Raw genomic sequence first — 13,300 nt, forward strand, 5'->3', positions numbered from 1 at the left:
AACATAGTCCGCGCATTTCCCCAGGTGTCAACTGGTTGCACTGTGATCCGTTCGAGCTAGAGTGGTCTCACCATGCAGGAGCCCCGCACCCGCCGCACCGGCGACCGGAAGAACCAGCTGGCCACTATCGCGGCCGAGCTGTTCCGCGCCCGCGGCTACCACGGGGTGGGCATCAACGACATCGCCGCGGCGGCCGGCATCACCGGCCCGGCGCTGTACCGGCACTTCGCGGACAAGCAGGCCGTACTCGCGTACGTGCTGCTGTCGGGCGTACGCGACATGGAGACCGAGACCACAGCCGCGCTCAGCACGATGGGCCGGCCGAGCGGCGAGCAGGTCGACCAGCTGCTCGCCGCGATCGCGTCGGCCTCGGTCGAGCGCCGAGAGGTCGCGGCGCTGTGGCGCTGGGAGGGCAAGCACCTCTCACCGGCGGACCAGCGCGAGATCGGCAGGCGGTCCTCGGCGATCCTCACCGCCTGGGCGAAGGTGTTGCTGGAGGTGCGCCCCGAACTCGCCGCCGCCGACGCCGAGCTGCTGTGCTGGGCGGCGCTGAGCGTGTTCGGCAGCGTGTCGGTGCACCACACGACGGTCGCCAAGCGCCGCTTCGTGCAGTTGCTGAGCGCGCTCGCCAAACGTGTCCTGAGCACGGACCTGCCACCCGCCGCGGCGGCGCCGGTCCCGGCTCCCGCGGCGGGCATCGGCACGCCGTCACGACGGGAGCAGCTGCTGTCCGCCGCCACCGAGCTGTTCCGGCAGCGCGGCTTCCACGACGTCTCCATGGAGGACATCGGCGCGGCCGCGGGCATCGCGGGTCCCAGCGTCTACCGGCACTTCCCGAGCAAGACGAGCCTGATCCACGCCATCGCCCGCCGCACCGCCGACCGGCTCGCGCTCGCCGTCGAGGAGGTGCTGCGCAACAGTGCGGACGAGCTGGAAGCATTGCGGTGCCTGGTGTCCTCCTACGTCCAGGTGCTCACGGGGTCCGCCGAGCTGGCCGTGACGTTCACCATCGACGGGGTCAACCTGGCCGAGCGGGACCGGGCCGAGCTGCTGCGCATCCAGCGGGACTACGTCGCCCAGTGGGTCAGCCTGCTCTGCACCGTGCACCCCGGCCTGAACGCACGGGAAGCCAAGATCACGGTGCACGCGGCGCTGACGATCGCGAACGACCTCGCCCGCACCCGGCGGATCAACGCCCGCCCGAACCTCCCTGGCGAGCTCGAAACGTTGTTACAGGCTGTGCTGGACCTCCGCTGAGCGGCACGTGGTCACCTACTTCCAGGTGCCACGCACGGAAGCCGCGTTGCGCGGCCCACCTCGCCCACGCCCTCCGCGGAACGGTTCGGGCTCATCGTGATCGAGGCGTTCGCGTGTCCATCGCGGCGACCGGCATCGGGATCGGGCACCTGGCGGCGTCGGGTGCACAGCGCGCAGTCCTGACCCGTGGTAACCTACTCGTCAGTAGGTAGTGGTTCTGATGAGGAGTGCGACGTGGCAGCGGTCAACGGAACACCCCGGCGCAAGCGAGACGTGATGGGCGCCGGTCTCGCCGCCCTGACCAAGCTCGCCGGCAGCAGGACGCTCGAGCGGGCCGGCCTGCGCTTGCCGGTGCAGAACCTGGTCGGCGCCGCGACGCGGAACGGCTTCCGCGCGGCGGGCGCGGCCTCCCGCGTGTTCTCGGCCGGCCGCGCGTCCGGCAAACCGACGCGGCCGGCGGCCCCGCAGGACAAGGGCCTGTTCGACCTCACGCCGAGCGAAGACCAGCAGATGATCGTCGAGACGGTCGCCGACTTCGCCGCCGAGCAGCTGCGCCCGGCCGCCGCGGAGGCCGACGCGAAGCTGGCGCCCCCGGACGGCTTGCTCATGCGCGCGTCCGAGCTGGGCGTCACGCTCATCGGCATCCCCGAGGAGCTGGGCGGCGCCGGTGCGGAGCGGTCGGTCGTCACGAGCGCGCTGATCGCGGAGGCGCTGGCGCACGGCGACCTCGGCCTCGCGGTGGCGGTGCTGGCGCCCTCGGCCGTCAGCACCGCGTTGGTGCTGTGGGGCGACGCGCAGCAGCAGGCCGACTACCTGCCGGCGTTCGTCGGCGAGAACGTGCCCGCCGCCGCGCTCGCACTGCAGGAGGCACGGCCTCTGTTCGACCCGTTCAAGCCCGCCGTCCGCGCCCGGCGCACGCCGTCGGGTTACCAGCTGGACGGCGTGAAGTCGCTGGTGCCGCGGGCCGCGCAGGCGGAGTTGTTCGTCGTCTCGGCCGACCTCGAGGGGCGCGGCCCGGCACTGTTCCTGGTCGAGTCGGCCACCTCCGGGCTGACCGTCGAGGCCGAGCCCGCGATGGGGCTGCGTGGTGCGGCGACCGGGAAGCTGTTCCTGGACAAGGTGAAAGTCCCCGCGGGCGCGCTGCTCGGCTCCCCGGAGATCTTCCCCGACGTCGTGCGGTTGTCGCGGCTGGGCTGGGCGGCGCTCGCGACGGGCACCGCGAAGGCCGTACTGGACTACGTGATCCCGTACGTCAACGACCGCACGGCCTTCGGCGAGCCGATCAGCCACCGGCAGGCCGTGGCGTTCTCGGTCGCCGACATCGCGATCGAGCTGGAGGGCATGCGGCTGGTGACGCTGCGCGCGGCGGCGCGGGCCGAGCAGGGCAAGCCGTACGCACGTGAGGCCGCGCTGGCCAGGAAGCTGGCCACGGACAAGGGAATGCGGATCGGCAGCGCCGGGGTGCAGCTGCTCGGCGGGCACGGGTTCACCAAGGAGCACCCGGTGGAGCGGTGGTACCGCGACCTGCGTGTGATCGGCATCGCCGAAGGCACCGTGTTGCTCTAGCCCTCCTCCGGTCTCCAGAAAGGCTTTGCTGTGATCAACCTCGAACCTCCGAAGAAGGCCGGCGCCCTGATCAACCAGGCGTACCAGGCCGCGTCGCAGGTGCTGCGCCCGATCTCGCGCAAGTACGACCGCGCGGAGCACGCGTATCCGAAAGAGCTGGACATGTTCGCCGCGGTGCTCGACGGGCTGAACTCGTCGGGCGAAGGCGGCGCGGGCGCGGCCGGTGTCCGGCGAGAATCTTCCGCGAAAGATTCTTCCGGCAATCGCAATGGCGGAAACCTGAGCACCGTGCTCGGCACGATCGAGATGTGCTGGGGTGACGTGGCGTTGCTGCTGTCGATGCCGCGCCAGGGCCTCGGCAACGCGGCGATCGCGTCGGTCGCGAACGAGGACCAGCTGGCGCGGTTCGGCAAGCTGTGGGCGGCGATGGCGATCACCGAGCCGGACTGCGGTTCGGACTCGGCGGCCATCACGACGACGGCGGTCGAGGACGGCGACTCCTACGTGCTGAACGGTGAGAAGATCTTCGTGACTTCGGGCCAGCGCGCGGACGCCGTGGTCGTCTGGGCCACCTTGGACAAGTCGGCCGGGCGGGCCGCCATCAAGTCGTTCGTGGTGGAGAAGGGCACGCCGGGCTTCGAGGTCGTGCGCCTGGAGCACAAGCTGGGGATCCGCGCGTCGGACACGGCGGTGCTGCGGTTCGACAACTGCCGGGTGCCGAAGGAGAACCTGCTGGGCTCGCCGGAGGTGGACACCAAGAAGGGGTTCGCGGGGGTCATGCAGACCTTCGACAACACCCGTCCCCTGGTGGCCGCCATGGCGATCGGCGTGGCGCGCGCGGCACTGGAGGAGACGTCGCGGATCCTGGCGGACGCGGGTGTCGAAGTGGACTACGACAGGCCCGCGAACACCCAGCACGCCGCGGCGGCGGCCTATCTGGAGCTGGAAGCGGACTACGAAGCCGCGTACCTGCTGACGCTGCAGTCGGCCTGGATGGCGGACAACCGCAAGCCGAACTCGTTGCAGGCCTCGATGGCGAAGGCCAAGGCGGGACGGTCCGTTGTGGACATCACGCTGAAGTGCGTGGAGTTGGCGGGGGCGTTCGGTTATACGGAGGAATCCCTGCTGGAGAAGTGGGCCCGCGACTCGAAGATCCTGGACATCTTCGAGGGGACACAACAGATCCAGCAGCTGATCGTGGCCCGGCGGGTGCTCGGGAAGACCAGCGCCGAGCTGAAATAGCACGGCGCCGCAAGGAGAAACCGCCCGGCCAGTGGGGTACCCCCTGCCCCCGAAAGGCCGGGCGGTTTCGATTTCCGTCGATCAGCTCAGGAAAGCGTCGATGTGCGCCCAGGTCGTCCCGCGGGCGCGGCGACCCGTGAGCACACCCAGGTGTCCGCCCGGGGCGACTTCGAAGTCCACCGAAGGCGCGGACGGCAGCAACTGGGTCAACCGCTCGACCGCCCGGCGCGGGGCGATGGTGTCGTTCTCGCCGGCGATGACCAGCACCGGGACGCGCACGCCGGACAGCGAGATGATCCGGCCCGCAAGGTCGACCTCGCCGTCCGCGAGGTCGTTCGCCCGGAAGAACCGATGGTACAACTGCCCGAACGTCCGGCCGGGATAGGCGATCATGTTGTCCATGAAATGGTCCACGGCCTCGATCTGCGCCAGGAAGTCCCGGTCGTCGAGGTTGCGCAGGATCGCCAGCGGCTTCGTGATCTCCTTGTTGATCCCCGTCGCCCAGAAGACCCGGCCGACCACATAGGACGGTGCGCCGCCCAGCAGGCGGTAGAACGGGGTGAGCAGGTGCCCGCCGGTCGCCGCGACGAGCGGACGGAACGGGGCGATCAGCGGGATCGCCGTGAAGTCCACCGGCGACGCCACCGTGACGATCGACGAGATCGGCAGCTGCGGCCGGTCGGCCGCGGTCAGCAGCGAGAACAACCCGCCAAGGCACCACCCGACCACCTGCACGTCCTGCCCGCCCGAGTCATCGCTCACCTTCCGGACCGCCCGCGGCAGCACCTCGTCGATCCAGTGCTCGACGCCGAGCCGCCGGTCGGAGAACGCGACCGTGCCGTAGTCCACCAGATACGTCCGCCGCCCCTGCTCGACCAGGTGCTCGGCCAGGCTGCAGCCCCGCCGCAGGTCGAAGCACAGCGCCGGCGCGGCCAGTGGCGGCACCAGCAGGACCGGCGGTCCCGAGGACTCGCCGTGCAACCGGTACAGCGACCGGTTCGGCCCCTGGTCGACGAGCGTGCGCGGCATCGGCCGCAGGTCCGCCACCCCGCCCCGCACCTTGCCGACGACGTTCGCCGCCGCGGCCGCCAGGCTGACCGGGGACAACGAAACGCTCAAGACCGCCGCACCTTCGCCTCGTACTCGGCGCGCGCGCCGGAATGCGCCCGCGCGAACACCTTATCCGCTCCGACCGCCCGGATGAACCACTCCGACACCGCGCGCGGCACGAGCCGCCCGATCCGTCCCGTGAAGTCCAGCGATTTCGGCACGAACACGTCGAACTTCGGCTCCCGCAGCACTTCCACGATCGCCCGCGCGACATCCTCCGGACGCAGCGACTTGAACATCTTCGTCTCCGGCAGCCCGTCGGCGAGATGGGTGCGCACCACCGCGGGCATCACGCAGGAAATGTCCACACCGGACCCGCGCAGCTCCAGCCGCACCGCCTCGCTCAACCCGACCACGGCGTGCTTGGTCGCGCAATACGTTGCGGCACCGGGGAAACCGGCCTTGCCCGCCATCGACGCGACGTTCACGATGTGCCCGGCCGCACGCGGCCGCATGCGCTTGATCGCCTCGCGGGTGCCGTGGATCACCGCGTGCAGGTTGATCTCCAGCTGCCGCGTGGTCGCCGCGTCGTCCTCCTCCTCCAGCGGCGCGAGCAGCATGACCCCGGCGTTGTTGATCAACACGTCGATCGGCCCGAGCCTGCGTTCCACCTCGTCGAGGAACTCGGCGAACGCACGGGCGTCGGTGACGTCGAGCGGCAGTGCGATCGCGTCCCCGCCCAGCTCACCGGCGGTCTTCTCCGCCTGCGCGTGGTCGATGTCGCCGATCGCGATCCGGGCACCGAGGGGGGCCAGCGCCGCCGCCGTGGTGGCGCCGATCCCCTGCGCCCCGCCCGTGATCACGATGACCTTGCCCCGCAGCTCCGTTGCCATGGCGCTCATCCTGCCGGGCGCGGGACGGATTTTCCAGCAGTGTCACAGCCGGCGTTCGAACACCTGCACCATGGTGTCGCGCACCGGCACCTCGACGGCCGGCGTGAACCCCTGGCCGCGGTAGTACTCGACGAGCTTCCCGTCGCCGCCTGACCAGCAGCCCACCCGCACCAGCGACAGGCCCGCCGCCGTGCCTCGGCAAGCGTGAACTCGATGAGCCGCGCACCGATCCCGGCGCCCTGGGGCGCCCGGGAGGTCAGCAGCAGCACCAGGTACAGCTCCCCGGTCGGATCCTCAAAGAGCGGTGAGGATACGGGGACCGTCCTCGGTGACGGCCACCGTGTGCTCGACGTGCGCTGCGCGGCTGCCGTCGGAGGTGAGGAGCGTCCAGCCGTCGGCGGCGGTTCGGTAGTCGTCACGCCCGCCCGCGAGGAACATCGGCTCGATCGCGATGACCAGGCCGGGCCGCAGCCGCATGCCCTTGCCCGCGGGCCCCTCGTTCGGCAGGTGCGGCGCCTCGTGCATGGCCCGGCCGACGCCGTGGCCGCCGTAGTCGGCGAGCAGTCCGTAACCAGCCCGGCGCCCGATCACCCCGATGGGGTGCGAGACGTCACCCAGCCGGTTGCCCGGGCGCATCTGCTCGATGCCGGCCGCGAGAGCCCGCTCGGTGGTCGCGATGAGCTCCAGGTCCGCGGGGTCGGCCTCGCCGACGACGAAGCTGATCGCCGCGTCCCCGTGCCAGCCGTCCAGTCCCGCCCCGAAGTCGGCGCTGAGCAGGTCACCGTCGGCCAGCCGGTAGTCCGTCGGGATGCCGTGGACCACGGCGTCGTTGACGCTCGTGCACAGCACGGCCGGATACGGCGTGGTCGCGAAACCCGGTTGGTAGTGCAGGAACGGCGACTTCGCCCCGGCCGCGGACAGCATGTCCGCCGCGAGCTCGTCGAGCTCCAGCAAACTCGTGCCGACCCGCGCCTGCGCCCGGACGGCCTGCAGTACCTTCGCGACGACCCGGCCCGCCTCCCGGAGCACGGCTAGTTCGCCCTCGGTCTTCAACTCGATCACTGGCCACCTTCATTGGTATAATTATAACGGTATTTCTATCACAGAGTACCGGGGACGGCAAAGCCAGAGATCGACTTCCGTATGGTCTGCGTGAACAGCATTCAATGGAGATCACGCCCGTGTCCAAGCCAGTCGAGCCGCCCGGTCAGGCGATCTGGCGCTTCCGTCTGCTCGGCCGGTTCTCCGTCGAGAAGGACGGCGAGGCGGTGAGCATCCGGTCGCGGCTGCACCAGAGCCTGCTCGCCACCCTGCTCGCCCATCCCAACCAGGTGGTACCCGCAGACGACCTCGTCGACGCTATCTGGCAGCGCCGGCCGAAGAACGCCAGCAACAGCCTGCACGTGCTGGTCAAACGCCTGCGGGCGGCACTCGGCGACGCCGAACGCGTCCGCGCCGAGCCCGGCGGCTACCGCGTCGTGGTCGCCGAGCGCGAGCTGGACCTGCTGGAGTTCACGAGCCTGCTCACGGCGGCGAAGGGCGCCGAGGACCAGGTCGCGGAGCGTAACTACCTGTCAGCCGCGCTCACGCTGTGGAGTGACGGGCTCGCCCCGTCACCGCTGGGCGAGCGCGACCACAGCGAGCTGGAGGAGCTGCGCCTCACGGCGTTGAGCCGCCGGATCGCGCTGGACCTGGAGACCGGGCGCGAGGCCGAGGCGATCCCGGAGCTGCGGCGGCTGACCCAACGCCATCCCCTGCGGGAGGGCTTCTGGGCCCAGTTGATGCGTGCGCTGTACCAGGCCGGTTCGCAGGCGGAAGCGCTTGCGGTCTACGCCGACGCCCGCGCTGTCCTGGCCGACGAGCTGGGCGTGGAGCCGGGCGCGGAGCTGCGGGAGCTGTACGCCGCGGCGCTGTCGGCCGACGGTTCGGGGGCCTGGCAGCCGGTCTGCCAGCTGCCGTCCGGGATCGACGACTTCGTCGGCCGCGACGACATCCTGGCGCGGCTCGAACAGTTGCTGGAGCCGGGCGAGGCGACCCGGGTGGTCGTCGTGTGGGGCCAGCCCGGGGTCGGCAAGAGCACCCTCGCCGTCCAGGCGGCGCACCGGCTGCGGGAGCGTTACCCGGACGGCCAGTGGTTCGCCGCCCTGTACGACCGGCACGCCGGGCGTACCTCGGCGCACGAGCTGCTCGAACAGTTGTTGCTGGCCGGCGGACTGCCCGCCGGGCAGATCCCGGCGCAGACCGGCGCCCGCTCGGCCGCGTTGCGGGCCCGCCTCGCCGACCGCCGGGTGCTGCTCGTCCTGGACGACGCGAGCGAAGCCGCGCAGGTGGTGCCCGCGTTGCCGGGCACCGGGGGTTGCGCCGTGCTCGTCACGTCGCGCCGGTCGTTGCTCGACCTGCCGAGCGCTCGCCGCACGCGGATCGAGCCCCTGCGTGGCGACAGCGGCATCCAGCTGCTCAGCCAGATGATCGGCGCGGACCGCGTCGCGGCGGAACACGTCCACGCCGAGGAGCTGGTGCGGCTGTGCGGGGCGCTGCCGCTGGCGTTGCGCATCGCGGGTGCGCGGCTGTCGCTGCGGCCCGAGGCATTGCTGAGCTCACTGGTGCAGCGACTGCGTGACGAGCGGACGCGGCTCGACGAGCTCGCCGTGGAGGGCATGGAGGTTCGCGCGAGCCTGACGCTGACCTATCGGGGGCTCAGCCCGCCCGCGCAGCAGGCGCTTCGCCGGACGGCGGTGCTGCCGCGGACCGGCTTCCCGGCGTGGGCGCTGGGCGCGGTCGCCGACGGCGGCGACGGCGAGCGGCTGATCGAGGCGCTGACGGCGTCCGCGTTGCTGGAGCCGTGCGGGGTCGACGAGATCGGGCAGACCCGCTACCGCACCCACGACCTGGTCGCGTTGTACGCGCAGGATCTCGCCAGCGAGGAGGACCGGGTGCCGTCGTTGCGGCGGCTGCTCGACGTTCTGCTCGCCCGCGGCAAGGAGGTCTACCGCGAGGCCGCGCGCTGGACCGAGGAGCTGCAGCCGTACCAGCCTCCGGGCGCCGCACCGTCCGAAGTGGACCTCGTTCCGCTGGAATGCCCTGCGGCGTGGGCGAGGGCGGAGCGGAACCTGCTGCTGGCGGTGGTCGACCAGGCCTGCTCGGCCGGCTGGCACGCCGACGCGGCACGGCTCGCGGACCTGGTCATCCCGGCGCTGCATCTCGGCGGCGGCTTCGACCAGCTGGCCGCCACGCGGCAGCGGATCGCCGACGCGGCGCGGGCGGCAGGCGACGAGCTGGTCGCCTGGCGTGCCGACTACGGCCGCGCGGAGGCCTCGCTGGCCGAGGACGTCGCGGAGTCGGAGCGGACGTTCGTCGCCTGCGCGGCGGCCTTCGAACGGCTGGGTGCGACGACGGAACTGGCGTTCAGCCTGACCGGGGTGGCGTTCTGCCGGATGATGCGCAACCAGCCGGACCTGGAGACGGCGGAGCGCGCGGTACGGATCGCCGAGACCGGCGAGGACCGGATCGCGTACTGCACGGCCAGCCGGACGCTCGCGCAGACGTTGCAGCAGCTGGACCGCACCCGGGAAGCGGTGTCGATCCTGAAGAAGACGAGCCAGGAGGCCGCGGAACTCAACGTCGAGTCGCTGACCGCGGGGCTGTTCCGCGAGCTGGCGCGTGCGGCGTTGCTCCTGGGTGACGTCGACACCGCGGCGGCCGCCTGCGCGGACGCGGCGCCGTTGCTGACCGGCAACCCCCACGACGAGGGCTGGCTGCTGCAGCTGCGCAGCCGGGTCGAGACGGCGCAGAACCGGTTCGCCGACGCGGCCGCCACGGCCCGCCGCTCGCACGAGATCTTCACCGACCTCGGCGACCGGCGCGCGGCGGCGAGTTCGCTGATCTGGCTGGCGGACGCCCTGTGGCGCGGCGGCGACCACACCGAGGCGGCGGCGCTGGCCCGGCAGGCACGGGAGGCGCTGGCCGCGATGGGGTCGACGATCCTTGCCCCGGAAGCGGAACGCATCCTCACGCAAGCCACCCGCAGCGTCTGACCGCCGCCCGGCGTGGCCGGTCCCGCGACTTGTCAGCGACGTGTCAGCGACGTCCTGTCATCATCCTCAGCGGGGCTGGACCGCGCATGGGGGTCGGCCCAGCGACGTTGCAGTCGGGCGGCGCCAGCGTCGTCGCCGCCGGACTCAACCTCAGTGCAGGCCCAGCTCCCGTGCGATGACCATCCGCTGGATCTCGCTCGTTCCCTCGCCGATCTCCAGGATCTTCGCGTCGCGGTAGAACCGGCCGACCGCGAACTCGTTCATGAACCCGTACCCGCCGAAGATCTGCGTGGCGTCGCGGGCGTTGTCCATCGCGGCGTTCGACGAGACCAGCTTCGCGATCGAGGCCTCCCTCTTGAACGGCTCCCCACGCAGCATCTTCGCCGCGGCCTCGTAGTACGCCAGCCGCGCGGTGTGCGCCCGCATCTCCATGTCCGCGATCTTGAACTGGATCGCCTGGTAGCTCCCGATCTGCGTGCCGAACGCCTCGCGCTCCCGCGCGTACCGCAGGCATTCGTCGACGCAACCCTGCGCCAGCCCGACGCTGAGCGCGGCGATCGCGACCCGGCCCTCGTCGAGGATCGACAGGAACTGCGCGTACCCGCGCCCGCGCTCGCCGAGCAGGTTCTCCGCGGGCACCCGGCAGTCCGAAAAGGACAGCCCGTGGGTGTCCGACGCGTTCCAGCCCACCTTCGAGTACTTCGGCTCGACGGTGAACCCCGGCGTCCCCGACGGCACGATGACCGCCGAGATCTCCTTGCCACCGTCGGCCTTTCGCCCGGTCACGGCGGTGACCGTGACCAGCCGGGTGATGTCCGTGCCGGAGTTGGTGATGAACGACTTGCTGCCGTTGACGACCCACTCGTCGCCGTCGAGCTTCGCCGTCGTGCGGGTCGCGCCCGCGTCGGAGCCGCCGCCCGGCTCGGTCAGGCCGAACCCTCCCAGCGCCTCGCCCGAGCACAACGCCGGCAGCCAGCGTTCCCGCTGCTCCCGGCTGCCGAACCGGAAGATCGGCATCGCACCGAGTGACACCCCGGCTTCCAGCGTCACGGCGACCGACGAGTCGACCCGGCCCAGCTCCTCCAGCGCGAGACACAGGGCGAAGTAGTCGCCGCCCATGCCGCCGAACTCCTCCGGGAACGGCAGCCCGAACAACCCCATCCGGCCCATCTGCGCGACCAGGTCGTACGGGAACTCCCCGCGCTCGTAGAAGCCGCCGATCACCGGCGCCACCTCGTTCTGCGCGAAGTCGTGCACCGTCTTTCTCAGTGCCTCGTACTCTTCGTCTAGCCTGAAGTCGATCATTTCTCCGCCTCCGGGGTCACCACGGCCAGTGTTTCGTCCAGCGCGACCTGTTGGCCTGCCTGGACACGCAGTTCGCGCACCACACCGTCGACGGGTGCGACCACGGTGTGCTCCATCTTCATCGCCTCGACCACGGCCAGCGGCGTGCCCGCCGCGACCACCTCGCCGGGCGACACCTTCACCACCAGCACGGTGCCGGGCATCGGGCTCACGACGGGACCGCCCTCGGTCGTTTCGCCGTGTGACGCCAGCAGGTTGGGCCGCTCGCGGACGGCCACGGCATGCCCGTCGCGCGCGAGCCAGTCCCCGCTGCGCAGGTACCGGCGGAACTCGCCGTCGTAGTGCACGTCGAGCCGATTTCCCTGCCGTTGTGCGGAAACCGGCACCGGGGCGCCGTCGTCCACGGTGACCGAGGCGGCGTCGGGCAACCCCTCGACCCGTACCAGGGCCTCGGTGTCCCCCGCCTTGAGCCGCATCGTCACGCCGCCGACGGCACCGAGCCGCCAGCCGCTCGGCACCTCCCACGGATCCACCACGCCACCCTCGGGCACCAGGCCGATCAACCGGTCCAGCGCCGCGGCGACGAAGAACTCCGAAGGCACCTCGCCGGACACCAGCTCGTCCAGCCGCCGCTCCACCAGCTCGGTGTCCAACTGTCCGCTTTGCACATCCGGGTCGGCCAGCAGTGCCCGCAGGAACGAGACGTTCGTGGTCAGGCCGAGCACGGCCGTGCCGGCCAGCGCCCGGTCGAGCCGGTGCAGGGCCGCCGCGCGGTCCGGGCCCCAGGCGATCACCTTGGCCAGCATCGGGTCGTAGTCCGAGCCGACGACGGCACCGGGGCGCAGCCACGAGTCGACGCGGACCCCGGCCGGCTCGCCGAGCTCCAGCACTGTGCCGCCGGTGGGGACGAAGCCGCGCGCCGGGTCCTCCGCGTACACACGGGCCTCGACCGCGTGCCCGTTGAGCCGGATGTCCTCCTGCGCGAACGGAAGCGGCTCGCCCGCGGCGACGCGAAGCTGCCAGTCGACGAGGTCCAGACCTGTCACCAGCTCGGTCACCGGATGCTCGACCTGCAGGCGGGTGTTCATCTCCATGAAGAAGAACTCGTCCGGCGCCTTGGCCGACACGATGAACTCGACGGTGCCCGCGCCCGTGTAGCCGACCGACCGCGCGGCCTCGGCGGCCGCCGCGCCCATGCGTTCGCGAGTGGCCGCGTCGAGCAGCACCGACGGCGCCTCTTCGATGATCTTCTGGTGCCGCCGCTGCAGGCTGCATTCGCGCTCGCCCAGGTGCAGCACCGTGCCGTGCGCGTCCGCGAGCACCTGGATCTCGATGTGCCTGGGCGTCGTGACGAAGCGCTCCAGCAACAGCCTGTCGTCACCGAAGGCCGACTTCGCCTCGCGCTGCGCCGACTCGACCGCGGCGGAGAGGTCCGCCGGGTCGGTCACCAGCCGCATGCCCTTGCCGCCACCGCCCGCGGACGGCTTGAGCAGCAGCGGGTAACCGACCTCGGCGGCGGCCGCCGAAATACCGGTGGGGTCGTCCGTTCTGCCTTCCCAGGACAGACCGGGTACCACCGGTACCCCCGCGGCCGAGACAGTGGCCTTCGCGTGGATCTTGTCGCCCATCGCCTCGATGGCCTCGGCGGGCGGGCCGATGAACACCACCCCCGCGTCGGCGCAGGCACGCGCGAAGCGGGCGTTCTCCGAGAGGAAGCCGTACCCCGGATGCACCGCCTGCGCACCGGTTTCCAGCGCCGCCTCCAGGATGTCCGTGATGGACAGGTAGTTCGAGATCCGGACCGCGGTGTCGGCGTCGTGCACGTGCCGGGCGTCGGCGTCCGCGGCGGTGTACACCGCGATCGAGCGGATGCCCGTCTCCCGCAGCGTCCGCATCACCCGGACGGCGATCTCGCCCCGGTTGGCGACCAGAACAGCGTCGAACATGAGGGTC

General features: G+C 71.4%; 10 protein-coding genes. 4 read left to right on the forward strand and 6 right to left on the reverse strand.

The window, feature by feature from the left end; all coding sequences use genetic code 11:
• The first annotated feature begins 72 nt into the window (after nucleotides 1–72).
• The 3 genes from LWP59_RS32960 (at nucleotide 73) to LWP59_RS32970 (ending at nucleotide 4,065) form a co-directional block, all read left to right on the forward strand.
• Entirely contained in the window at nucleotides 73–1,257 is a 1,185-nt protein-coding gene (locus LWP59_RS32960) for a TetR/AcrR family transcriptional regulator (RefSeq protein WP_144637933.1), read from the forward strand.
• Nucleotides 1,258–1,533: 276 nt separating this feature from the next.
• A complete protein-coding gene (locus LWP59_RS32965) occupies nucleotides 1,534–2,823 on the forward strand; it encodes an acyl-CoA dehydrogenase family protein (RefSeq protein WP_144638075.1) in 1,290 nt (429 codons plus the stop codon).
• A 30-nt stretch (nucleotides 2,824–2,853) separates the two neighbouring features.
• Nucleotides 2,854–4,065 carry an acyl-CoA dehydrogenase family protein gene (locus tag LWP59_RS32970; protein ID WP_144637931.1) on the forward strand — a complete coding sequence of 404 codons (1,212 nt, stop codon included), beginning with the start codon at nucleotides 2,854–2,856 and terminating at the stop codon, nucleotides 4,063–4,065.
• 81 nt (nucleotides 4,066–4,146) lie between these two features.
• Here LWP59_RS32970 and LWP59_RS32975 read toward each other — a convergent pair whose 3' ends face one another.
• The 4 genes from LWP59_RS32975 to map all read right to left on the reverse strand — a co-directional run bounded on the left by LWP59_RS32975 (nucleotide 4,147) and on the right by map (nucleotide 7,070).
• The gene (locus tag LWP59_RS32975) at nucleotides 4,147–5,184 is read right to left on the reverse strand and encodes an alpha/beta fold hydrolase (RefSeq protein WP_373299549.1); all 1,038 of its coding nucleotides are present in this window, start codon (nucleotides 5,182–5,184) and stop codon (nucleotides 4,147–4,149) included.
• Nucleotides 5,181–6,017, reverse strand: coding sequence for an SDR family oxidoreductase (locus LWP59_RS32980; RefSeq protein ID WP_144637929.1), 837 nt, complete (start codon nucleotides 6,015–6,017; stop codon nucleotides 5,181–5,183). Before LWP59_RS32980 ends, LWP59_RS32975 begins: the two co-directional genes overlap by 4 nt.
• Nucleotides 6,018–6,050: 33 nt before the next feature.
• Nucleotides 6,051–6,173 carry a hypothetical protein gene (locus tag LWP59_RS40495; RefSeq protein WP_267903762.1) on the reverse strand — a complete coding sequence of 41 codons (123 nt, stop codon included), beginning with the start codon at nucleotides 6,171–6,173 and terminating at the stop codon, nucleotides 6,051–6,053.
• A 129-nt stretch (nucleotides 6,174–6,302) separates the two neighbouring features.
• Nucleotides 6,303–7,070 (reverse strand): type I methionyl aminopeptidase, encoded by a 768-nt coding sequence (map, locus tag LWP59_RS32985; RefSeq protein ID WP_144637927.1) that lies wholly within the window; start codon nucleotides 7,068–7,070, stop codon nucleotides 6,303–6,305.
• 119 nt (nucleotides 7,071–7,189) lie between these two features.
• Here map and LWP59_RS32990 point away from each other — a divergent pair, with 119 nt between their 5' ends.
• Complete coding sequence (locus LWP59_RS32990; RefSeq protein WP_186383218.1) at nucleotides 7,190–10,042, forward strand: AfsR/SARP family transcriptional regulator; 2,853 nt, start codon at nucleotides 7,190–7,192, stop codon at nucleotides 10,040–10,042.
• Between the two features lie 150 nt (nucleotides 10,043–10,192).
• Here the strand turns inward: LWP59_RS32990 and LWP59_RS32995 are convergent, their stop codons facing one another.
• Nucleotides 10,193–11,347, reverse strand: a complete 1,155-nt coding sequence (locus tag LWP59_RS32995) for an acyl-CoA dehydrogenase family protein (protein WP_144637923.1) — start codon at nucleotides 11,345–11,347, stop codon at nucleotides 10,193–10,195.
• The gene (locus tag LWP59_RS33000; RefSeq protein ID WP_144637921.1) at nucleotides 11,344–13,293 is read right to left on the reverse strand and encodes an acetyl/propionyl/methylcrotonyl-CoA carboxylase subunit alpha; all 1,950 of its coding nucleotides are present in this window, start codon (nucleotides 13,291–13,293) and stop codon (nucleotides 11,344–11,346) included. Before LWP59_RS33000 ends, LWP59_RS32995 begins: the two co-directional genes overlap by 4 nt.
• Between the last annotated feature and the right edge of the window lie 7 nt (nucleotides 13,294–13,300).

This window comes from Amycolatopsis acidiphila (assembly GCF_021391495.1).
GTDB lineage: Bacteria > Actinomycetota > Actinomycetes > Mycobacteriales > Pseudonocardiaceae > Amycolatopsis_E > Amycolatopsis_E acidiphila.